Here is a 21,679-nt window from a genome sequence, read left to right on the forward strand (position 1 = left end):
GCGTCACAGCTTCCGCTGACGCACATTCGCGAGAATCGCTGTGAATTCCCTCAGTTCGCGACGGAACGCCGGCACCAGGAGCAGGGCCAGGACGACCGCCAGTGACGACACGGTCGAGGTGGCGAACGCCCAGATCGCACTCCATCCGTGGCCGTCGAGCACCGCACTGACGATGAGCCCTACGGCGACCACGGGCGTGAGGAGAACGAGGCGCAGCAGGGAGGGCTTGAGGAATTCGAGCGCCGGCAGTCCCAGCGCGCGCAGACCGATGAGCGTCGAGCTGAGCCAGTTCAGCAGGAGGCTGGTGGCGTAAAGGACCGCCACCCACACGGCCCCCTTGGTGTTGAAGACGAAGTACATCGCGGTGATCGGGATCCATACCGAGGCGTCGATCGCCCAGAGCAACCCCATTCGGCCCTTACGGGTGTAGAGCCAGTAGTTCACGTAGCCGAAGATCTGGAACACGCCACCGACGGCGAGAATCTGCGCGATCTGGCCCGACGGGCGCCATTCGGGCCCGAAGAGGATCTCGATGAGGTCGGCGCCGCCGATGATGATCAAGGCCAGGATCGGCAGCAGGGCGTAGGCCATCGCCAACTGGATCCGCTTGGCTGCCCCGACGAGCTTGGGTCCGTCCTCGACGTGCGCCAGGATCGGCACGACCACCCGTGTCAGCGGGCCCGCCAGCTGCACGAGGGGGAACGCGACGAGCTGAAACGCCCGCGTGTAGAGACCCACTGCGGTGGCCCCGAGAGCCTGACCGATCGCCGCGGGGGCGGCGTAGACAGCCGCGTAGTTCGTCACGTCGATGCCCAGCGATGCCGCACCCAGGGACACGTGTTCCCGGACGCCCTTCAGCTGTGGCCGCGACCGGGGCACATAGCGCGACAACGCCACCAGCGATGCGACCAGGACCACCGCCGCCGTTCCCTGTTGGATCACCACGGCCCAGTAGCCGGCGCCGCGGACGGCCGCGATGCAGGCGGCGACGAGAGCGACACCTTGAGCGATCGTGTCCACGGAGGCAAGGGATTTGAACTTGTGCGTGCGGGCGAGTTCTGCCCGGAACTGGGGGGCGAGCCCCGCGATACCCACGAACAGCGCAAGCCACCGGGTGACCTCTTCGAGCCGCGGTTCACCGTAGAAGGCGGCGATCGCCGGCGCTGCGAGCCACACCAGACCGGCCGTGGCCAGCGCGAGCGCCGTGTTGATGTAGAAGAGGCTGTCGCGTATCGCCGGGTCGAGTTTCGCCTCTCGCATGATCGCCAGCGAGAGCCCGAAATCACTCAGCACCGACGTCACGCCGATGATTGACGTGACCATGGCCACCAGGCCGAAGTCGGCGGGGGTCAGCAGACGGGCCAGCAGGATCAGTCCGACCAGCTGGATCACGGTGCGGGCCAATTGACCGATGATGACGGCGACCCCGCCGCGGACCGCAGTTCCCTGCAGGGAGCCGCCATCGGGAGCGGTCACGCGTCAGCCCCCTCGGATTTCGGTCGAGACACCGAGGTCTCGACGATGGCCGCCCCACGACTCCGCGAGCCCCCGCGCCCTGCGGCCATGTGCCGGAGCACTCCGGTCATCGAGCATCCTAGCCCGGGCCGGGCCCTAATTGCGGTCACCCACGGTGGATTCGGACAAGGCCGTATTCGAAGATCGGCCGGCTCGCGCCGCGTTGAGGCGCTGCCACAGCGCCTCGATCCCGATGCCCGCCGCGATGAACAGGTACGGCTCGATGTGCATCCGGTATCTCGCATGCACCGATGTCGCCGCGTAGGCCGCGGTCAGCAGGACGAGGGCCGCTGCGCAGAGGACAGCCGGAGCGGTGCGCACCGATCTGCGCTGCCGCCACGCCGTCACCAGGCCCACGACGACGAGCAGATTCACGATCAACCACGGCACGAGGTACGCGACGCTCCTGGTCGTCGATGTGTCGGTCCAGTCGAAACCCCACAGCAGGACGACCTTGTTGGCCGCCAGCCCGGCGAGGCGCTGCGGCGACGCCTCACCGATGTCGTGCTGGAACACCTCGCTGTAGGCGTCCTGAACCCGCTTCTCGTAGTCCGGTCCCGGAGGCACCGCCTCTTTGATCGCGTCGGCCGCTTGCCCGCCGGGCTCTCCCCGATCTTCGGAGAGATTGCCCGATCCGTTGGTGTAGGGGTTGTATCCCTTCCAGAGGTTGTAACCCGAACTCTGGGCTGTGGGTATGAACGTCCCGAACTCCGCGAAATTACGCAGTGTCCACGGCGCCAGCACCAGCACGGTCGCCAGTGCCACCGCTGCGCCCGCCTTGACCACGACAACGGTTCTCTTGGACAGCACAGCTCCGAGGCCCAGCAGCAGGGGGCCGATGATGAGCAGTTCCGTGCGATTGAGCGCGGCGAGTCCGCAGAGTACGCCGCCGAGGGCACCCCAGGCCAGCGGCCGATCTCCCGTCGCGAGTTTCACGCCGACCATGGTGATGCTGAGGAGGAAGAGCACCGCCCAGTTCGTCTGGTGGTAGCTGGCCGTCACATAGACGAAGGTCGGATAGCAGGCCAGGAGCATTGCGGCAGCGAAGGCCACCCACCGCGAGGGCCACAGTTTCTGGGACAGATTGAAGGTCAGTGCAATGCAGCCCAGGGCGGCCGCCATGTTCGTGACCAGCCACGCCGCGCGTGCGGTTCCGCTGTCGCCGAACAGCGAGAACACGCCGAACCAGACGTAGCTGAGCAGCGGCGGCATATAGGCCGACGGATAGCTCTCGGCGCCGCCCTCGGGGTAGTGGAGACACAGCTGCCCGCCGTTCTCGTGCGCGCACAAACCCTGCTCGCCGTATTCCCAGATGTTGGCACCCTGCGAGATGTCACCGGTGAGAAGTATTGCTATCAAACGAAGTACGAACCCCGTGCCGAGTGCCGCGAACAGCAGCGGCCGGGAACCCGCCGAGGCCACACGCCCCATGTCTACCCCCCAGTGTCCGATCCGGCCTCGATGAGTGCCACTGCGGCCGGCTTCGGCTCGAGATCGTCGCGGAGAACACCGAAGTTCTCCGCGACGTCAGAGGGATCTGACCCCCCATCGACCAGTTCGTAATAGATCAACGGCCCAGACCACTTCCACTTCTCGAGCAGTTCACGTGCCTGCAGCAGCGCTGCAGCCTGGTCCTCCTCGGATACAGAATGCCGTCCGGTGCCGGTCGGCGCACCGAATTCGGTAATCCAGATGTGTTTGCCGGCGTCCCCGTGCCCGGCCACGACGTCGCGCAGTGCACGAAGATCGCCGAAACCGCCGTCCATTCGCTGGTCCTCATCAGCGGGCATCGCGGGGAAGCTGTAGGGATGGACTCCGATCGCGTCGGCGAGCTGCGCTGTTCCGTTGGCGTACAACTGCTCAAGATAATCGACCGGCGATATCTCGGTGGGCGAGGACTCGTACCTCGGGGACAGGCCACCGATCAGAATCGTGGTCTGCGGGTCCACCCCGCGGATGGCCTCGGCGACCGCCCTGAACAGCTGACCGTATTCGTCCGCATCCGGACGCGGTGGCCAGAAGTGTCTGATGTTGGGTTCATTCCAGACTTCCCAGCTGCGCACCCCGAGGGGCACATAGCGCTGTGCGGCAACTCGGGCGAACCTCGCGAAGTCAGAGAGGTCCGCCGGGCGGTGTCGGGGGGTCACTCCTGAGTGCCCGGGCACAGACGCACGGGCCCACGCCGGGGTGAAGGCCAGAACGGCGAGGACCCTCATGCCGCGCTCGGCGGCTTCGCTGACGATCTTGTCCGTGTACGCCCAGTCGGGTCGGCCGGGGTCGCGTTCGATCCAGGCCCACCCGACGTCGACCCGGACCCACCGCACATTCATGTCCGCCATGACGTCGAACTGCCGCTCGATGCTTGCCGCATCGGCTCCTCGGAAGTGGACGGTCATTCCTATGTCGACCGCACCCTTTGCCGACTGGCACGACACCAGGGACACCATCGAGGCCAGTACGAGTAGGACGGCGAGACGTTTCCGGTGACGCGGCGCCGTCGTCGACGGTGGTGTGGGCTCGGACGTCATTGCCTCGTCAGCTGCCGGCGAAGAACTCGACAGATCGGTAAAGCGGCCGTCTGTGCCGGCGAACTGTGTCGATCATGCACCCCCGCCCGTCGCTCGCGCCTCCGATGGAGGCCGATCGTACCGCGGCCTCGCGTCGAACTGCTTCGAACCGGCGGGGCAAACCTGTCGAGACGGTTACGCGCGCTGGCTGGAGACCGAGATGACCTCGCCGGTGAGGTAACTGGAGTAGTCGCTGGCCAGGAACGCGATGGTGGCTGCAACCTCCCACGGTTCGGCGGCGCGGCCGAACGCCTCTCCCTCGGCCAACCGGTCCAGCAGTTCGCTGCTACTGGTCTTCTCCAGGAACTTGTGCCGGGCGATACTCGGCGACACCGCGTTGATACGCACCCCGTAGTCGACGGCTTCGATTGCGCTGCAGCGCGTCAGCGCCATCACGCCGGCCTTGGCCGCCGCGTAGTGCGACTGCGAATGCTGCGCGCGCCATCCCAGCACGCTGGCGTTGTTCACGATCACACCGCCGTGGGGGGCGTCGCGGAAGTAGCGCAGTGCGGCCCTCGTCGCCCGCATCACCGAGGTCAGGGTCACGTTCAGCACGCGATCCCATTCGTCGTCGGTCATGTCGATGACCGGCGTCTGCCCACCGAGCCCGGCGTTGTTGACCAGCACGTCGATCCGGCCGGCCTTCTCCACCGCGCCGGTGATCAGCGCGTCGACGGCCTCGGTCGAGGTGACGTCGCAGACCACGGCGTGGACCTTGCCCAGCCCGAGTTCGGCGAGCTCGTCGCGCGTCTCCCCCAGCCTGCGTTCGTGATAGTCCGACACGACGACGTCGGCGCCTTCGAGCAGCGCGCGGCGCGCGGTCGTCGAACCGATGCCGGTACCCGCCGCGGCAGTCACCAGCACGACCTTGCCCTTGAGCAAGCCGTGGCCCTCGATCTCGGCCGGAACCTGCGAAAGATCTGTCATCATCGTCTCCTCTTCGCGCAAGCGCTCATCAGGGGCGCGCCTCTCGGGGCAGGCCGAGCACCCGCTCGGCGATGATGTTGCGCTGAATCTCGTTGGAACCGCCGTAGATCGTGTCCGAGCGCGAGAACAGGTACAGCCGCTGCCATTCGCTGAACTCCCCATCCGGCAGGGTGAGTGCAGCGACACCTTCGACGTCCATCGCGATCTCGCCGAGTTCGCGATGCCAGTTGGCCCACAACAGCTTCGAGATGTTGTCCTGGCCGGGGCGCTCGACATCCATGGTCGCCAGCGCGTACGAGCGCATCGCCTTCAGCCCGGCCCACGAGCGGACCAGCCGTTCGCGGATCAGCGGGTCGTCGGCGGCGCCGGTGCGCTTGGCCAGCTCGACGAGGTTCGAATGCTCACGGGCATAACGGATCTGCTGGCCGAGCGTCGACACGCCGCGCTCGAAGGTCAGGGTGCCCATCGCCACACGCCAGCCGTCGCCCGGTTCGCCGACGACGAGATCGGCATCGGTGCGGGCGTCGTCGAAGAAGACCTCGTTGAACTCCGAGTCCCCGGTCAGCTGGATGATCGGCCTGATCTCGACACCGGGCTGGTCCAGCGGTACCAGCAGATAGGACAGCCCGGCATGGCGCTTGGAGCCCTTCTCGCTGCGGGCGACCACGAAACACCACTGCGCCCAGTGCGCCAGCGACGTCCACACCTTCTGGCCGTTGATGACCCAGTATTGATTCTCCGTCGCTCCGCTCGCCCCGGGATCGCTGACAAGCGTCGCGGTGGTCGCGACGTTGGCGAGGTCGCTGCCCGCGCCCGGTTCGGAGTAGCCCTGCGACCACAGCTCGGTGACGTCGAGGATCTTCGGGAGGAACCGCTTCTGCTGCTCGGGGGTGCCGTAGGCGATGAGCGTCGGCCCGACCAGTTCCTCACCGAGATGGTTGACCTTGTCCGGTGCGTTGGCCTTGGCGTACTCCTCGTAGAACGCGACGCGATGGGCGACGGACAGGCCGCGGCCGCCGTGCTCCTCGGGCCAGCCGAGGCACGTCAGCCCCGCGGCGGCCAGGTGCCGGTTCCACGCGAGCCGCTCCTCGAACGCCTCGTGTTCGCGCCCGGGGCCGCCCAATCCCTTCAGGGCGGCGTACTCACCGACCAGATTCTCGGCGAGCCAGTCGCGGACCTCAGCCCTGAACTCCTGGACCTCTATCACCCCTGTAGGGTAGCCTACCAAGCACTTGCTTGGGTACCCCGGATTGCTACAGGAGCGTGGATGACGACCTCCCCGAGGACCACTCCCGCGGTTCTCGACCGGATCGCGCGCGAGCTTCCCGACCACGACGCCGTGGTGACCGCGGCGCGCACGCTCACCTACGCCGACCTGCGCTCCGAGGTACGGCAGGCGGCGGCCGCGATGATCGATCGGGGCGTCGAACCCGGCGACCGCATCGCGCTCTGGGCGCCCAACACCTGGCACTGGGTGGTGGCCTGCCTGGCCGCTCACCACGCCGGCGCCGTCCTGGTTCCGCTCAACACCCGCTACACGGCCAGCGAGGCCGAGGACATCCTGGCCCGCACCGGCGCACCCCTGCTGTTCGCCTCCGGCGAGTTCCTCGGCGTCGACAAGGCGGCCGCCGTCGACCGCGAGGCGCTGCCCGCTCTGCGGCACATCGTGCGCATCCCGGTCGACGAGGACGACGGCACCTGGGACGAATTCGTCGCGCGCGGAACCGATCTGACCGCCGTCGAGGCCCGGGCCGCCGCCGTCGGACCGGACGACGTCTCCGACATCCTGTTCACCTCGGGCACCACCGGGCGCAGCAAGGGCGTGCGGTGCGCGCACCGGCAGTCGCTCGACGCCTCGGCCGCGTGGGCGCAGTGCGGGCAGGTGAGCAGCGCCGACCGCTATCTGTGCATCAACCCGTTCTTCCACAACTTCGGCTACAAGGCCGGGATCCTGGCGTGCCTGCAGACCGGCGCGACACTGTTCCCGGAGCTGACTTTCGACCCCGAGAGGACGATGCGCGCGGTCCAGGACCACCGCATCACGGTGCTGCCAGGTCCTCCCACGATCTACCAGACGCTGCTGGACCATCCGAAGCGGCCGGAGTTCGATCTGGGCTCGTTGCGGTTCGCCGTCACCGGCGCCGCCACGATCCCGGTCGTGCTGATCGAACGGATGCAGACCGAACTCGACATCGACGTGGTGCTCACGGCCTACGGCCTCACCGAGGCAGCAGGTTTCGGCACGATGTGCCGCGCCGACGACGACGCGGTCACCGTGGCCACGACGTCGGGCCGTCCCATCGCGGACTTCGAACTGCGCATCGGGGACCAGGGTGAGGTGCTGCTGCGCGGACCGAACGTGATGCTGGGCTACCTCGACGACCCCGAGGCCACCGCAGCGGCCGTCGACGCCGACGGCTGGCTGCACACCGGTGATGTGGGCGAACTCGACGAGGCCGGAAATCTGAAGATCACCGACCGTCTCAAGGACATGTACATCTGCGGCGGCTTCAACGTCTATCCCGCCGAGATCGAACAGGTGCTGGCCCGTCTGGACGGCGTGGCCGAGGCGGCCGTCATCGGAGTCCCCGACGAGCGGCTCGGCGAGGTCGGCAAGGCTTTCGTGGTGACACGTCCGGGTGCCGATCTCGATGAGAAGGCCGTGATCGCGTTCACGCGGGAACATCTCGCGAACTTCAAGACCCCGCGGTCGGTCGAATTCCTCGACGCACTGCCGCGCAACCCCGGCGGCAAGGTGGTCAAACCTGTGCTCCGCCAACGTAGTGAAAGGGCCTGAGTCATGGACCTGACCTTCGACGACGCCACCTCGGAGTTCCGCTTCGAGGTCCGGGAGTTCCTCGCGTCGAACACCGACGCGTTTCCGACGAAGTCCTACGACACCGCCGAGGGCTTCGAGCAGCACCGGCACTGGGACAAGGTGCTCTTCGATGCCGGCCTGTCGGTGATCACCTGGCCGCAGAAGTACGGCGGGCGTGACGCGTCGCTGCTGCAGTGGATCGTCTACGAGGAGGAGTACTTCCGGGCGGGCGCCCCGGGCCGGGCCAGCGCCAACGGCACGTCGATGCTTGCTCCGACGCTCTTCGCGCACGGTACCGAGGAGCAGCGCGACCGCATCCTGCCGAAAATGGCCAGCGGCGAGGAGATCTGGGCGCAGGCGTGGTCGGAGCCGGAGTCGGGCAGCGACCTGGCCTCCCTGCGCTCCACCGCGACGCAGACCGACGGTGGCTGGCTGCTCAACGGCCAGAAGATCTGGAGCTCGCGGGCGGTGTTCGGGGAGCGGGCGTTCGGGCTGTTCCGTTCCGATCCGCAGGCGCAGCGCCACAAGGGCCTCACCTACTTCATGTTCGACCTGAAGGCAGACGGCGTCACCGTGCGCCCGATCGCACAGCTCGGCGGTGACACCGGATTCGGCGAGATCTTCCTCGACGACGTGTTCGTCCCCGACGAGGACGTGATCGGCGGTGTGCACGACGGATGGCGCGCGGCGATGAGCACGTCGAGCAATGAGCGCGGCATGTCGCTGCGCAGCCCGGCGCGATTCCTGGCACCCGCCGAACGGCTTGTGGCCCAGTGGAAGGACAACCCGGACCCGGCGTTCACCGACCGGGTGGCCGACGCGTGGATCAAGGCGCAGGCCTACCGGCTGCACACCTTCGGCACCGTCACCCGGGTCTCGCAGGGCGGCGAACTCGGCGCCGAGTCGTCGATCACCAAGGTGTTCTGGTCGGACCTCGACGTCGCCCTGCATCAGACCGCACTGGACCTGCGCGCCGCCGACGGCGAGCTGATGGATCCCGTCGCCGAAGGTCTCCTGTTCGCACTCGGCGGTCCGATCTATGCCGGTACCAACGAGATCCAGCGCAACATCATCGCCGAGCGGCTGCTGGGCCTGCCCCGAAAGTAGACAGACGTGAACTTCGAGATAGACGAACAGCAGCGCGATTTCGCCGCCAGCATCGACGCGGCGCTGGGCGCAGCGGATCTGCCCGCCGCCGTGCGCGCCTGGGGTGCCGGAGACACCGCCCCCGGTCGCAAGGTGTGGGCCCAATTGGCCGACCTCGGCGTAACGGCACTGCTGGTGCCCGAGAAGTACGACGGCATCGAGGCCCATCCCGTCGATCTGGTGGTGGCGCTGGAACGCCTCGGTCGATGGAACGTCCCCGGTCCGGTGACCGAATCCATCGCGGTGGCACCGCTTCTGCTCGGCGACGACGAGCGCGCGGGCGCGCTGGCCTCCGGCGAGCTGATTGCCACCGTCGCCGCTCCCCCTCTGGCACCCCGCGCCGTCGATGCGGACACCGCAGGTCTGATCCTGCTCGCCGAGAGCGGCTCGGTCGCCGACGCCGAGCGGGGCTCCGAGCACGAGTCGGTCGACCCCAGCCGGAAGCTGTTCGATGTCACGGCGGCCGGAGACACGCGTCCCGCCGACGTGGAAAGGGCCTTCGAGTTCGGGGCACTGGCCACGGCCGCCCAGCTGGTGGGTGCCGCCCAGGCCATGCTCGACGCGTCGGTCGAATATGCCAAGCAGCGCAGCCAGTTCGGCACGATCATCGGCACCTACCAGGCCATCAAGCACAAGCTCGCCGACGTCCTGATCGCGGTGGAGCTGGCCCGGCCGCTGGTGTACGGGGCTGCCCTGTCGCTCGCTGACGGATCGGACGACGCGGCCCGTGACGTCAGTGCCGCGAAGGTCGCTGCGGCCGACGCCGCGCTGCTGGCGGCGCGATCGTCGTTGCAGACCCACGGCGCGATCGGTTTCACCCAGGAGCATGACCTGTCGTTGTTGCTGCTGCGGGTTCAGGCACTGCGTCCTGCGTGGGGCGATCCGACGTGGCACCGCAGGCGAGTGTTGGAGGCACTGACCAAATGAGCGAAGAGCGGGATCTGTTGCGCGACACCGTCGCCGCGCTGGTCGAGAAGCATGCTTCACCGGAAGCTGTCCGGACGGCCGCTGCCTCGGAGCGCGGGTACGACGAGTCGCTGTGGAAGATGCTGTGCGAACAGGTCGGTGCGGCGGCACTGGTGGTCCCGGAGGAACTCGGTGGCGCCGGCGGCGAGTTGGCCGATGCCGCAGTGGTCCTCGAGGAACTCGGCCGTGGCCTGGTGCCGACCCCGCTGCTGGGCACCACCCTGGCGGAGCTGGCGTTGCTGTCGGCCGACGAACCCGACACCGCTCTCCTGGAGGGCCTGGCCGAGGGCACCGCCATCGGCACCGTCGTTTTCGACCCGGGCCATGTGGTGAACGGGAACATCGCCGATGTCGTCATCGCCGCCGACGGCCGGACATTGACGCACTGGACGTCGTTCACGACGACGCCCGCGGTCGCCATGGACATCACACGGCCGCTCGCCGCCGTCGAGGCGTCCGACACGACCCCGCTCGGGGACGATCCCGGGCTGGCCGACACCGCGGCCATCCTGCTGGCGGCCGAACAGGTCGGCGCCGCGTCGAGGTGCCTTGAGCTGACCGTCCAGTACACGAAGGACCGCGTTCAGTTCGGCAGGCCCATCGGCAGCTTTCAGGCCCTCAAGCACCGAATGGCCGATCTGTACGTCGCGGTCCAGTCGGCCAAGGCGGTCGTCGACTCGGCGGTGTCGGATCCGTCGGCGACGTCGGCGGCATTGGCGAGGTTGGCTGCCAGCGAGGCATTCTCGAAGGTCGCGGCCGAGGCGGTGCAGATGCACGGCGGTATCGCGATCACCTGGGAGAGCGACATCCAGCTGTACTTCAAACGTGCGCATGGCAGCGCGCAGCTGCTCGGACCTCCGCGGGAGCAACTGCGCCGTCTCGAATCCGAGGTGTTCTAGCCTGAGACCGTGACGGTCTCCCTGCGCGCCGGTATCCCGCCGTTCTATGTGATGGACGTCTGGCTGGCGGCCGCCGAACGTCAGCGCACGCACGGCGATCTGGTGAATCTGTCGGCCGGGCAGCCCAGCGCCGGTGCGCCGTCGGCGGTGCGGGACGCCGCGATCGCCGCACTGAACCGCAACCAGCTCGGGTACTCCGTCGCCCTGGGCATCCCGGAGCTGCGCACCGCGATCGCCCGTTCCTACGCGACCAGGCACGGGTTGACCGTCGACCCCGCCGACGTCGTCGTCACCACCGGCTCTTCCGGGGGTTTTCTGCTGGCATTCCTGGCATGCTTCGACGCGGGAGACCGCGTGGCGATCGCGAGCCCGGGCTACCCGTGTTACCGCAACATCCTGACCGCGCTCGGCTGCGAGGTCGTGGAACTCCCGTGCGGTCCGGAGACCAGGTTTCAGCCGACGCTGCAGATGCTGAAGGATCTGGACCCGCCGGTCTCCGGGGTGATCGTCGCGAGCCCGGCCAACCCGACGGGCACCGTCATCGCGCCGGAGGAGCTGGCGGCGATCGCGACGTGGTGCGCGTCGTCGGGGGTGCGGCTGATCAGCGACGAGGTTTACCACGGCCTGGTGTATCCGGGCGCGCCGGAGACCAGCTGCGCCTGGGAGACTTCGCGCGAATCGGTTGTGGTGAACAGTTTTTCGAAGTACTTCGCGATGACCGGATGGCGCCTCGGCTGGCTCCTCGTTCCCCAGGAATTGCAGCGCGCGGTGGACCGTCTCACCGGCAACTTCACCATCTGCCCGCCGGTGCTGCCGCAACTCGCCGCCGTCGAAGCGTTCACCCGGGCGTCGGTCGCCGAGGCCGAAGCACTGCTCACGGGGTACGCCGCCAACCGGACACTGCTGCTCGACGGGCTGCGCGGCATCGGTATCGACCGCCTCGCGCCCACCGACGGCGCGTTCTACGTCTACGCCGACGTCTCGCACCTGACCACGGATTCGCTGTCATTCTGCTCGAAGCTGTTGGCCGACACCGGTGTTGCGATCGCGCCGGGGGTCGATTTCGACACCGTACGGGGCGGGGCATTCGTGCGCCTGTCGTTCGCCGGACCGTCGGCCGACATCGACGAGGCACTGCGTCGCATCGGAGCCTGGCTGCGGTGAGCGCCGCTTCGCAGCGGGCACCTCTCCTCGCGGCAGGTTTCACCACGGCGTTCGGCGCCCACGCCGTCGCCGGGACACTGGGCACCACGACGTCCGGTACGGCGGCGTCTCTGTTGACCCTCGGTGCGCTGCTGGCGATCTACGACGGCGCCGAGGTCATCCTCAAGCCGGTCTTCGGCACCCTGGCCGACCGGATCGGCGCCCGCACCGTGCTCATCGCCGGGCTGGTGATCTTCGCGCTGGCGTCGCTCGGGTACGCGGTGGCCGACGACACCGCCTGGCTGTGGGCCGGCCGTTTCGGCCAGGGAGTCGGGGCCGCGGCGTTCTCACCGGCGGCGTCGGCCCTGGTGGCGCGTCTGACGCCGACCGAGGCCCAGGGGCGGGCGTTCGGCACCTACGGGTCGTACAAGTCGATCGGCTACACGCTGGGCCCGCTGCTCGGCGGTGTCCTTGTCGCGGCGGGAGGTCTGCGGTTGCTGTTCGCGGTGATGGCGGTGCTCGCCGCAGCGGTGGCGGTGTGGGCGGCGGTCTCGGTGCCCCGCGTCGCTCCGCTGCCCAGAAAACGTCAGACCGTGCTCGACACTGTGCGCCGCTTCTCCGAGTCCTCCTTCGTCACACCCACTCTCGCACTCGCCGCGGCGACCGCCGCGCTGTCGGTCGGAGTCGGCTTCCTCCCGGTGCTCGGCACCCAGGCCGGCCTCTCGCCCGTCGTGACCGGCGCCGTGGTGTCCCTGCTCGCCTTGACCACCGCCGTCGCGCAACCCCTGGCGGGCCGGGCCGTCGACGCGGGGCGGCTCACCCTGAGGGCGGGGATCGTCGCCGGCGTCGTCCTCACCGCGGCCGGCCTGGCCGCCGCGGCGCTGCCCGGCCTCGCGGGACTGCTGTGCGCCGGGGTGGTCATCGGGGCCGGGTGCGGGCTGATCACCCCGCTGGCGTTCACGATGCTGGCCAGGACGACACCGGCCGAGCGGCTCGGACAGACGATGGGGGCCGCCGAGATCGGCCGGGAGTGCGGGGACGCGGCGGGCCCCCTGGCGGTCGCCGCGATCGCGGCGGTCTCGACGGTGACGTTCGGCTTCCTCGGGCTGGCCGCCGTGGTGATGGCGGCCGGCGCGGCGACCCTGGGGGTCACCCGAGCCCGCGGCAGCGCAGATCCTGGCTGACGGAGGCTGTCGGTGACCCGGACTTGTCGGAGGGTGGCGGTAGTCTCGAACACATGTTCGACAGCATGTTCGATATCGATCCGGACGCCTCCGAGGGGCAGCTCCGCACCCTCGTCGAACACTGCGAACTGCTGAAATCGAAAGCTGCTGCCGCGCAAGCGCGGGCGACCGCACTCTGGGCCCAGAAGCGGGCCGCGGCCGAGCAGGCGGCGGGCGTGCGGGCAGACCGGCGCGGGAAGGGCCTCGCCTCGGAGATCGCACTGGCGCGTCGCGACGCCCCGGTGAAGGGCAACACCCATCTCGGGCTCGCCACCGCACTCGTGCACGAGATGCCCCGCACCCTGGCCGCCCTCGAGCGTGGCCGGCTCTCGGAGTGGCGGGCCACCCTGATCGTGCGCGAATCGGCCTGCCTGAGCGTCGAGCACCGCCGACGGCTCGACAGGGAGCTCTGCGACGAAGCCGACGGCTTCACCGGCTGGGGCGACGCCCGGGTGGCCGCCGCGGCGAAGAAGATCACCGCGCGACTGGACGCTGCCGCCGTGGTGGAACGCAACGACAGAGCGGTCAGGAATCGCTGTGTGACCACCCGTCCCGCCCCCAATGGCATGGTCTACCTGACGTTCCTGACCTCGCTGGCCCAGGGCATCGGGATGTATGCCGCCCTCTCGCGCGAGGCTGACACGACGGGCGACGGGCGCTCGCGGGGACAGGTCATGACCGACACCGCCTACGCGCGGATCACCGGCCGCAGCGTGACCGCGGCCATCGATGTGCACCTCAATCTCGTCCTCTCCGACACCACCCTGTTCGGTGGCGACGACTGCCCCGGCGTGCTGCAGGGCTACGGACCGGTTCCGGCCGAGGTGGTCCGACACCTGGTCGGTGACGCGGCCGGTGACGACAGCGCCAAGGCGACGCTGCGACGCCTGTACCGGCACCCCCGGTCGGGGCAATTGGCGGCGATGGAATCCCGGGCCCGGATCTTCCCCAAAGGGTTGGCGACGTTCATCGGTCTGCGCGATCAGACCTGCCGCACCCCGTACTGCAACGCCCCGATCCGCCACCACGACCACGCCACACCCGACCGAGACGGCGGCCCGACCAGCGCGCTCAACGGGCTCGGGCTGTGCGCTGCTTGTAACTACGCCAAAGAAGCACCCGGCTGGCGGGTCACCACCAGCGCAGAGAACGGCTCCCACAGCGCGGAGTACGTGACACCGACCGGGGCGACGTACCGGTCGATCGCGCCGCCACTGCCGGGCCCGCCCGTGTTGCGGCAAGTCAGCCTGCTGGAGGGCACATTCAGCGTGGACCTCGTGACGTTCTGCGCCGCCTGAGCAGGCAGCTGCGGAGTAGTGTTGCGCCGTCCATGGCAGGGGCGCAACCGGCGGTCAGGCCTCACCGGAATCGCGTTGGGCGGTAGCGAATGGCACTCGTGGCGGGCATCGACTCGTCGACCCAGTCGTGCAAGATCGTGGTCTGCGACGCCGACACCGGTGAGACGGTCCGGTCGGCGTCCTCGCCGCATCCCGGCGGCACCGAGGTCGATCCCCGTCTCTGGTGGGATGCATTGCACCGCACGGTCGAGCAGGCCGGCGGTCTGGACGACGTGTCCGCGCTCTCGGTGGGGGCCCAGCAGCACGGGATGGTCTGCCTGGACGCCGACGGGACCGTGGTCCGGGATGTGCTGCTGTGGAACGACACCCGCTCCAGTGATGCCGCCGGCCAGTTGGTCGACGAACTGGGTGGAGCAGCACGCTGGGCCGAGCGCACAGGTGTGGTGCCGGTGGCCGCCGTCACCGCCGCGAAACTGCGCTGGCTCGCCGACCACGAACCCGGCCACGCCGACAGGACGGCCGCGGTCTGCCTGCCCCACGACTGGCTGACATGGAAGCTGCGCGGCTGCGCAGACATCGCCGACCTGTGCACCGACCGCAGCGACGCCAGCGGCACCGGGTACTTCTCCGCCGAGCGCAACGAGTACGACCACGAGCTGCTCGAGCGTGCGCTGCACGGCCGGCGCCCTGTACTGCCGCGGGTGCTGGGTCCGTCCGAGTCCGCGGGGACGGCACCCGGCGGCATGGTGCTCGGTCCCGGGGCCGGTGACAACGCGGCTGCGGCGCTGGGTCTGGCGGCGGGCGAGGGCGATTGCGTGGTCTCGCTCGGTACCTCCGGGGTGGTCAGCGCCGTCGGGCAGACCGCCCCGCATGACGCCGAAGGGATCGTCGCCGGTTTCGCCGATGCCACCGGCCGTCAGCTGCCGCTGGTCTGCACCCTGAACGGAGCTCCGGTATTGGCCGCGGTCGCGGCGATGCTCCAGGTCGACTTCGACGAATTCGACCGTCTCGCGTTGTCGGCACCCGCGGGTGCGGAAGGCCTGGTCCTGGTCCCCTACCTCGAAGGTGAGCGCTCACCGAACCTGCCGCATGCGGCCGGCGCGCTGCACGGCGTGACCCTGCGAAACCTCAACGCCGCCAACATCGCCCGCGCCGCGGTCGAAGGCCTGCTCAGCTCCATGGCCTTCTGCATGGACAAGATCGGCGACCAGGGCGTCGAGACCCGGCGCATCATCGTCGTGGGCGGCGGCGCCCGGTCCGACGCCGTCCGCCGGCTTGCGCCCGCCGTCTTCGGAACGCCGGTCGACGTGCCCGCCCCGGCCGAATACGTGGCCCTCGGCGCAGCGCGTCAGGCGGCCTGGGTGCTGTCGGGTAAGGCGGCTCCGCCCGAATGGTCGGCCGCCACCGCGCAGCGCTACACCGCCGACGCGACCCCGCACGTGGTGGAGCAGTACCGCGCCGCGCAGCCACTGACGCTGCGGTGAGTCACGTGCGCCGCTGCGCGACATACCAGTCGAGCAGATCCGGGTCGTCGACGGCACTGCGTTCCACGACCTTCGCCGGATCGCCGCCCTGGAACAGCTTTTTCACCGGCACCTCGAGCTTCTTTCCGGTGCGGGTGTGTGGGACACCCGGGGCCACGATGATCTCGTCGGGCACATGCCGGGGTGAGACCTCGGTGCGGATGGTGTCCACGATCCGGTCGCGGAGCCCGTCGCCGAACTCGACGCCGTCGGCCAGCACGACGAACAGCGGCATCCAGTATCCACCGTCGGGCTGTTCGGCGCCGATCACCAACGCCTCGACCACCTCGGGGAGGCTTTCGACCGCCTGGTAGATGTCGGCGCTGCCCATCCGGATGCCGTGCCGATTGAGGGTGGAATCGGACCGACCGTGGACGATGACGCTGCCGTGATCGGTGAGGGTGATCCAGTCGCCGTGCCGCCAGACGCCCGGGAACATCTCGAAATAGGCTGCCTGATACCGGCTTCGGTCTTCGTCGTTCCAGAAACCGACCGGCATCGACGGCATCGGCTTGGTGATGACCAGCTCGCCGACCTCACCGCGCACCGGGTTGCCCGCCTCGTCCCAGGCATCCAAAGCCACCCCGAGGTAGGGGGCCGACAGTTCCCCGGGCCACACCGGGACGGTGCGCACGCCGCCGATGAACGCCGACACCACGTCGGTGCCTCCGCTGATGGACGCCACCTGAACACCGACGCGCTCGCCCAGCCACTCCGACGACGACGGTGGCAGCGACGATCCGGTGATCCCCACGGTGCGCAGCGCTGAGAGGTCATGGGCCTGCGCCGGGTGGGCGTCGGCCTTCATGCACCCCAGCACATAGCCCGGGCTGGTGCCGAGCACCGTCGCACGCACCCTCGCGGCGATCTCCCACAGAGCATCCGGGGTACCGCTGGACGGGCTGCCCTCGTAGCAGACGATCGTGGCGCCCACGAGCAGCCCGGCCACCTGGAAGTTCCACATCATCCAGCTCGGGCTGGTGTACCAGAAGAACGTGTCGTCGCGGCCGATGTCGGATTGCAGCGCAACGGCTTTGAGATGCTCCAGGACGACGCCGCCGTGGCCGTGCACGATGCCCTTCGGCAGGCCGGTGGTGCCGGAGGAGAACAGGATCCACAGCGGATGGTCGAACGGGACGGCGACCGGCTCGGGCGCCGCGTCACGGCCTGAGGTCAGGTCGGCCGTCGTGAAGGTCGCGACGAGCGTGGGCAGTCCCTCGCACAGGGCCGCGACGTCCTCACGCTTGTCGCGGTACTTCCCCGCGAAGGTGTATCCCTGCGCGGCGACAAGGACTTTCGGCTCCAACTGACCCAGCCGGTCCAGAGCCGCCTTCGCCGAATAGTCCTGACCGCACGCACTCCACACCGCGCCGATGCTGGCCGCGGCCAGGAACGCGATCACCGCCTCGGGGATGTTCGGCAGATAGCCGACCACCCGGTCGCCCGGTGCGACGCCGGCGGCGCGCAGCGTCTCGGCGAACGCGGCGGTACGCCCGAGCAGCTCGCTCCAGGACACCTCCCGGTCCGGCGCGTCCTCGCTGACGTGCACGATCGCGGGCCTGTCCGTGCGGGCCTGCCGCACGATCTGGTCCACGTAGTTCAGCGTCGCCCCCGGAAACCACCGGGCCCCCGGCATCGTCTGATCCGTCAGCACCGTGTCACCGCGCGGGCCGAGGTCGAAGTAATCCCACAGCGCCGCCCAGAACTGCTCCACGTCGTCGACCGACCATCGCCACAGCGCCGCGTAATCGGGAAAGTCGACGCCCGAACGCTTCTCGGCGAATCTGGCGAACTCGGTGACCTGCGCTTCGTCGACGTCCCGCTCCGCCGGTGTCCACTGCGGGTCCGTCACCGAGCGCTCCATCCGCCGTCCATCGTGTAGGACGCCCCCGTGACCATCCCCGCCGCCGGAGAGGCCAGCCACGTCACCAGCGAGCCCACCTCCTCGGGTTCGACGAGTCGTTTGACCGCGCTCTCCTTGAGCAGGATGTCGGACACCACCTGGTCTTCGCCGATGCCGTGGGTGCGGGCCTGATCGGCGATCTGCTTGGTCACCAACGGCGTGCGGACGTAACCCGGGTTGATGCAGTTGCTGGTCACCCCGTGCGGGCCACCTTCCAGCGCCGTCACCTTCGACAGCCCCTCCAGGGCGTGCTTGGCGGTCACGTACGCCACCTTGAACGGCGATGCCCGCAGCCCGTGTATCGACGAGATGTTGATGACACGGCCGAACTCGTTGCGGTACATGTGCGGAAGGGCCGCTCGGACGAGGAGGAAAGGGGCCTCGACCATCAGCGCCAGCATCGAGCGGAACTTCTCCGGCGGGAAGTCGGGGATCGCGTTGATGCTCTGGATGCCCGCGTTGTTGACCAGGATGTCGGTCTCCAGCGTGAGGTCCTCCAGGGCGTGGACGTCGAGAAGGTCCAGGGCCCAGGCGGTTCCGCCGATCTCCTGGGCCAGCGTCTTGGCCCCGATGTCGTCGATGTCGGCGACCGTGACGGCCACGCCCTGTTCGGCCAGTGCGCGTGCGCAGGCCGCCCCGATGCCGCTCGCCCCACCGGTCACCAGCGCAGTGCGCCCACGGAGCTCACTCATACGATGCCGGCCTTCGCCAGCTGTTCGCGGTCGGCGGCATCCAGCGAGCGCAGGTCGATCCCGTTGGTCTCGCGGGTGAACCAGGCGGCGATCAACGTGATCACCGCGGCGCCGGCCAGATAGAGGGCGATCGGTACGGAGGACCCGAACTTGTCCAGCAGCCAGGTCGCGATCGCCGGCGCCAGCGAACCCGCAACGATCGAGGTGACCTGATAGCCCAGGGACACACCGGAATACCGCATCCTGGTCGGGAACATCTCGGCCATGATGGCCGGCTGCGGCGCGTACATCAGGGCGTGGATCATCAGACCGAGGATGATCGCGGCCATGATCAGCAGATAGCTGCCGCTGTTCATCATCGGGAAGGCGAAGAAGCCCCAGGTGGAGGCCAGGATCGCACCGACGATGTACACGGGCCGGCGGCCGAAGCGATCCGACAGTCGGCCGACCTGGGGAATCACCACGAAGTGCACGGCGTGGGCGGCCAGCAGCCACCACAGGATGTCGCTGGTGTCGGCTCCGACGTGGGTCTTGAGGTACACGATCGAGAAAGTGACCACCAGGTAGTACATGATGTTCTCGGCGAAGCGCAGGCCCATGGCGGTGAAAACCCCACGCGGATAACGCTTCAGGACCTCGACGACGCCGTAGGACACCGCCTTGACCCGCTCGACCTCCTCCTGGGCCGCGACGAAGATCGGCGCATCCGTGACCTTGGTGCGGATGTAGTAGCCGATGAGCACCACCACGGCCGAGAGCCAGAACGCGACCCGCCAGCCCCAGGACAGGAATGCGTCGTCGGGAAGCAGCCCGGTCAGCAGCAGCAGGACCACGGTGGCGAGCATGTTGCCGACCGGCACCGCGGCCTGGGGCCAGCTCGCCCAGAAGGCCCGCTTGTCGTCGGGGCTGTGCTCGGCGACCAGCAGTACCGCCCCGCCCCATTCACCGCCGACGGCGAAGCCCTGGACGAACCGCAGCAGCACGAGCAGGATCGGCGCCCACACCCCGATCTGGTTGTAGGTCGGCAGACATCCCATCAGGAACGTGACGACGCCGACGAGCAGGATCGCGAACTGGAGCAGCTGTTTGCGGCCGTACTTGTCGCCGAAGTGACCGAAGACGATGCCGCCGAGCGGGCGGGCGACGAAGCCCACCGCGTAGGTCAGGAGCGCGGCGATGATGGCCTGCGACTCCCCGGTGCCCTCGGCGAAGAAGACCTTGTTGAAGACGAGCGTCGCCGCGTTCGCGTAGAGGAAGAACTCGTACCACTCGACCACCGTGCCCGCCATCGACGCGACCACGACGCGCTTGAGCCCCGTCGTGATCGAGCCCGGCTCGTCCGGATGCGCGTGTTGTTGCGTGCTCATCGCCCACACCTCCCTTGTGATGCCCACCACAGATGTCAGTGAGTATTCATGCAGCTACCCCGTGCGGCAATGGCCAAAACTGCAGGAGGTATCTGCAAAAATGCAGAGGTGACCGCGCCGTCCCGCCGCCCGAGCGCCGACGATCTGCTGGTGCTGCTGGCCGTGGGCCGAACCGGGACGTACACCAGCGCGGCCGACGAACTGGGCCTCAACCACACGACGATCAGCCGGCGCATCGCCACCCTGGAAGCGGCGATGGGCGGGCGTGTGCTGGCCCGGGCAGGGGGCGGCTGGGAGCTCACCGACCTGGGCCGCGAAGCGCTGGCAGCCGCCGAGGCCGTCGAATCGGCGGTCCGCTCCCTGGCCACCGACCCCGCGGGTCAGCGCGCACTGGAGGGCGTCGTCCGCGTCTCGGCCACCGACGGCTTCTCCGCCTACATCGCCGCTCCCGCGGCCGCTGCCGTACAGCGCCGCCATCCGAAGGTCGCCGTCGAGATCGTGGCAGCCACCCGCCGTGCCACCCAACAGCGGTCGGGGCTCGACATCGAGATCGTGGTCGGAGAACCGACGGTGCGCCGCGCGAAGGCACTGCGCCTCAGCGACTACTGCCTCGGGCTCTACGGTTCCCGCGACTATCTCGCCGAACACGGACGGCCGGCCGACGTGGCCGATCTGCATCGGTTTCCGCTCGTCTACTTCATCGACTCGATGCTGCAGGTCGACGACCTCGACCTGGCCACCAGCTTCGCGCCGGCGATGCGTGAGTCCGTCACCTCCACGAACGTGTTCGTCCACGTCGAAGCCACCCGGGCCTCGGCCGGCATCGGGCTGCTGCCCTGCTTCATGGCCGACCGTCACACCGACCTGGTGCGCGTCCTGCCCGACGACGTGTCGATCCGGCTCACCTACTGGCTCGTGACCCGCGCCGAGACCCTGCGCCGGCCCGAGGTCGCGGCGGTCGTCGAGGCGATCCGCGCCCGCGTCGCCGACCAGCACGACGTCCTGCTCGGCAGGCCCTGACCAGCAGGTATGGGCTGCGCCGCCACCGACGGGACGTTCATCCACAGGGGTTGTCCCCAGTGTGGATGAATCACACGCGTGTAAGTAGGCGCTAGAGCCAGGTGTCGTCGGTGGTGGCGGTGAGGAAGGCCTCGAGGTCGTTGCGCCAGTCGGCGGGCGTGTTCTTGTCCGGCTCGATACCCGTGTACTGGCCCTGATAGAACAGCAGCGGCCGTGGCTTCTTCTTCGGCACATCCGACAGGGAGTGCACGGCGCCGAAGACGACGAAGTGGTCGCCCCCGTCGTGCACCGACTGCACCGAGCAGTCGATGTGGGCCAGCGACCCCTCGATGATCGGCGAGCCGAGCGCCGAGGGGGTCCACTCGATCCCGGCGAACTTGTCGGGTTCACGGGACCCGAACCGCGCCGACACGTGCTGCTGCTTCTCGTGCAGGACGTTGACGCAGAAGTGGCCGCTGGCCTCGATCGCCGACCAGGAGCGGGATGCCTTCGTCGGACAGAACAGCACCAGCGGAGGATCCAGCGACAGCGCCGCGAAGGACTGACAGGCGAAGCCCACCGGGGCAGGCCCCGTAGGACCTTCGGACATCGACGTGATCACCGTGATGCCGGTGCAGAACTGCCCCAGCACACTGCGGAATGTGCGCGGATCGATCACAGGACTGCTCACCT

General features: G+C 68.8%; 18 protein-coding genes. 9 read left to right on the forward strand and 9 right to left on the reverse strand.

All coding sequences use genetic code 11. The annotated features are described in order from the left end of the window. Nucleotides 1–3 precede the first annotated feature (3 nt). The 5 genes from FHR72_RS17455 to ipdE1 all read right to left on the reverse strand — a co-directional run bounded on the left by FHR72_RS17455 (nucleotide 4) and on the right by ipdE1 (nucleotide 6,216). Nucleotides 4–1,476, reverse strand: a complete 1,473-nt coding sequence (locus FHR72_RS17455; protein ID WP_183470346.1) for a lipopolysaccharide biosynthesis protein — start codon at nucleotides 1,474–1,476, stop codon at nucleotides 4–6. Between the two features lie 135 nt (nucleotides 1,477–1,611). Beyond that, the gene (locus tag FHR72_RS17460; protein WP_183470348.1) at nucleotides 1,612–2,946 is read right to left on the reverse strand and encodes an ArnT family glycosyltransferase; all 1,335 of its coding nucleotides are present in this window, start codon (nucleotides 2,944–2,946) and stop codon (nucleotides 1,612–1,614) included. A 2-nt stretch (nucleotides 2,947–2,948) separates the two neighbouring features. Then, nucleotides 2,949–4,043, reverse strand: a complete 1,095-nt coding sequence (locus FHR72_RS17465) for a cellulase family glycosylhydrolase (protein WP_183470350.1) — start codon at nucleotides 4,041–4,043, stop codon at nucleotides 2,949–2,951. Nucleotides 4,044–4,217: 174 nt separating this feature from the next. Beyond that, nucleotides 4,218–5,009, reverse strand: a complete 792-nt coding sequence (ipdF, locus tag FHR72_RS17470) for a (5R,7aS)-5-hydroxy-7a-methyl-1-oxo-2,3,5,6,7,7a-hexahydro-1H-indene-carboxyl-CoA reductase (protein ID WP_183470352.1) — start codon at nucleotides 5,007–5,009, stop codon at nucleotides 4,218–4,220. A 28-nt stretch (nucleotides 5,010–5,037) separates the two neighbouring features. After that, nucleotides 5,038–6,216, reverse strand: coding sequence for an acyl-CoA dehydrogenase IpdE1 (ipdE1, locus tag FHR72_RS17475; RefSeq protein ID WP_183470354.1), 1,179 nt, complete (start codon nucleotides 6,214–6,216; stop codon nucleotides 5,038–5,040). Nucleotides 6,217–6,276: 60 nt separating this feature from the next. Here ipdE1 and fadD3 point away from each other — a divergent pair, with 60 nt between their 5' ends. From fadD3 to xylB, 8 genes are all read left to right on the forward strand, one after another. After that, nucleotides 6,277–7,806, forward strand: coding sequence for a 3-((3aS,4S,7aS)-7a-methyl-1,5-dioxo-octahydro-1H-inden-4-yl)propanoate--CoA ligase FadD3 (fadD3, locus tag FHR72_RS17480; protein ID WP_183470357.1), 1,530 nt, complete (start codon nucleotides 6,277–6,279; stop codon nucleotides 7,804–7,806). Nucleotides 7,807–7,809: 3 nt separating this feature from the next. Continuing rightward, a complete protein-coding gene (locus FHR72_RS17485) occupies nucleotides 7,810–8,934 on the forward strand; it encodes an acyl-CoA dehydrogenase family protein (RefSeq protein ID WP_183470362.1) in 1,125 nt (374 codons plus the stop codon). Nucleotides 8,935–8,940: 6 nt separating this feature from the next. After that, entirely contained in the window at nucleotides 8,941–9,900 is a 960-nt protein-coding gene (locus FHR72_RS17490) for an acyl-CoA dehydrogenase family protein (protein WP_183470364.1), read from the forward strand. Next, complete coding sequence (gene ipdE2 / locus FHR72_RS17495) at nucleotides 9,897–10,838, forward strand: acyl-CoA dehydrogenase IpdE2 (RefSeq protein ID WP_183470366.1); 942 nt, start codon at nucleotides 9,897–9,899, stop codon at nucleotides 10,836–10,838. The genes FHR72_RS17490 and ipdE2 overlap by 4 nt, the downstream gene beginning before the upstream one ends. A 51-nt stretch (nucleotides 10,839–10,889) precedes the next feature. Continuing rightward, a complete protein-coding gene (locus tag FHR72_RS17500; protein WP_183470765.1) occupies nucleotides 10,890–12,002 on the forward strand; it encodes a pyridoxal phosphate-dependent aminotransferase in 1,113 nt (370 codons plus the stop codon). Next, nucleotides 11,999–13,165, forward strand: coding sequence for an MFS transporter (locus FHR72_RS17505; protein WP_396888469.1), 1,167 nt, complete (start codon nucleotides 11,999–12,001; stop codon nucleotides 13,163–13,165). Before FHR72_RS17500 ends, FHR72_RS17505 begins: the two co-directional genes overlap by 4 nt. 53 nt (nucleotides 13,166–13,218) lie before the next feature. Then, on the forward strand, nucleotides 13,219–14,502 hold the full coding sequence (locus FHR72_RS17510) for an HNH endonuclease signature motif containing protein (RefSeq protein WP_183470368.1): 1,284 nt from the start codon (nucleotides 13,219–13,221) through the stop codon (nucleotides 14,500–14,502). 89 nt (nucleotides 14,503–14,591) lie between these two features. After that, nucleotides 14,592–15,986 (forward strand): xylulokinase, encoded by a 1,395-nt coding sequence (gene xylB / locus FHR72_RS17515; protein WP_183470370.1) that lies wholly within the window; start codon nucleotides 14,592–14,594, stop codon nucleotides 15,984–15,986. 1 nt (nucleotide 15,987) lies between these two features. On the opposite strand, the gene FHR72_RS17520 is transcribed toward xylB, so the two are convergent. The 3 genes from FHR72_RS17520 to FHR72_RS17530 are packed head-to-tail and all read right to left on the reverse strand — an operon-like array spanning nucleotide 15,988 to nucleotide 19,987. Further along, a complete protein-coding gene (locus FHR72_RS17520; protein ID WP_183470372.1) occupies nucleotides 15,988–17,889 on the reverse strand; it encodes an acetoacetate--CoA ligase in 1,902 nt (633 codons plus the stop codon). Beyond that, nucleotides 17,874–18,620, reverse strand: a complete 747-nt coding sequence (locus FHR72_RS17525) for a 3-hydroxybutyrate dehydrogenase (protein ID WP_183470374.1) — start codon at nucleotides 18,618–18,620, stop codon at nucleotides 17,874–17,876. Before FHR72_RS17525 ends, FHR72_RS17520 begins: the two co-directional genes overlap by 16 nt. Continuing rightward, the gene (locus FHR72_RS17530) at nucleotides 18,617–19,987 is read right to left on the reverse strand and encodes an MFS transporter (protein ID WP_183470376.1); all 1,371 of its coding nucleotides are present in this window, start codon (nucleotides 19,985–19,987) and stop codon (nucleotides 18,617–18,619) included. Before FHR72_RS17530 ends, FHR72_RS17525 begins: the two co-directional genes overlap by 4 nt. 69 nt (nucleotides 19,988–20,056) lie before the next feature. Between FHR72_RS17530 and FHR72_RS17535 the strand changes: the two genes are divergently transcribed. Beyond that, nucleotides 20,057–21,007, forward strand: coding sequence for a LysR family transcriptional regulator (locus FHR72_RS17535; RefSeq protein WP_396888477.1), 951 nt, complete (start codon nucleotides 20,057–20,059; stop codon nucleotides 21,005–21,007). A 91-nt stretch (nucleotides 21,008–21,098) separates the two neighbouring features. Here FHR72_RS17535 and hsaB read toward each other — a convergent pair whose 3' ends face one another. Continuing rightward, on the reverse strand, nucleotides 21,099–21,677 hold the full coding sequence (gene hsaB, locus FHR72_RS17540; protein ID WP_183470380.1) for a 3-hydroxy-9,10-secoandrosta-1,3,5(10)-triene-9,17-dione monooxygenase reductase subunit: 579 nt from the start codon (nucleotides 21,675–21,677) through the stop codon (nucleotides 21,099–21,101). Nucleotides 21,678–21,679: the final 2 nt, after the last annotated feature.

This window comes from Mycolicibacterium iranicum, from assembly GCF_014190915.1.
GTDB lineage: Bacteria > Actinomycetota > Actinomycetes > Mycobacteriales > Mycobacteriaceae > Mycobacterium > Mycobacterium iranicum_B.

What these genes read in the sequence shown, in the direction of transcription:
- FHR72_RS17460 (WP_183470348.1), bottom strand. Translation starts at nt 2,946, where the DNA reads ATGGGGCGTGTGGCCTCGGCGGGTTCCCGGCCGCTGCTGTTCGCGGCA.
- FHR72_RS17465 (WP_183470350.1), bottom strand. Translation starts at nt 4,043, where the DNA reads ATGACGTCCGAGCCCACACCACCGTCGACGACGGCGCCGCGTCACCGG.
- ipdF (WP_183470352.1), bottom strand. Translation starts at nt 5,009, where the DNA reads ATGACAGATCTTTCGCAGGTTCCGGCCGAGATCGAGGGCCACGGCTTG.
- fadD3 (WP_183470357.1), top strand. Translation starts at nt 6,277, where the DNA reads ATGACGACCTCCCCGAGGACCACTCCCGCGGTTCTCGACCGGATCGCG.
- FHR72_RS17485 (WP_183470362.1), top strand. Translation starts at nt 7,810, where the DNA reads ATGGACCTGACCTTCGACGACGCCACCTCGGAGTTCCGCTTCGAGGTC.
- ipdE2 (WP_183470366.1), top strand. Translation starts at nt 9,897, where the DNA reads ATGAGCGAAGAGCGGGATCTGTTGCGCGACACCGTCGCCGCGCTGGTC.
- FHR72_RS17500 (WP_183470765.1), top strand. Translation starts at nt 10,890, where the DNA reads ATGGACGTCTGGCTGGCGGCCGCCGAACGTCAGCGCACGCACGGCGAT.
- FHR72_RS17510 (WP_183470368.1), top strand. Translation starts at nt 13,219, where the DNA reads ATGTTCGACAGCATGTTCGATATCGATCCGGACGCCTCCGAGGGGCAG.
- xylB (WP_183470370.1), top strand. Translation starts at nt 14,592, where the DNA reads ATGGCACTCGTGGCGGGCATCGACTCGTCGACCCAGTCGTGCAAGATC.
- FHR72_RS17520 (WP_183470372.1), bottom strand. Translation starts at nt 17,889, where the DNA reads ATGGAGCGCTCGGTGACGGACCCGCAGTGGACACCGGCGGAGCGGGAC.
- FHR72_RS17525 (WP_183470374.1), bottom strand. Translation starts at nt 18,620, where the DNA reads ATGAGTGAGCTCCGTGGGCGCACTGCGCTGGTGACCGGTGGGGCGAGC.
- FHR72_RS17530 (WP_183470376.1), bottom strand. Translation starts at nt 19,987, where the DNA reads ATGAGCACGCAACAACACGCGCATCCGGACGAGCCGGGCTCGATCACG.
- FHR72_RS17535 (WP_396888477.1), top strand. Translation starts at nt 20,057, where the DNA reads ATGGCCAAAACTGCAGGAGGTATCTGCAAAAATGCAGAGGTGACCGCG.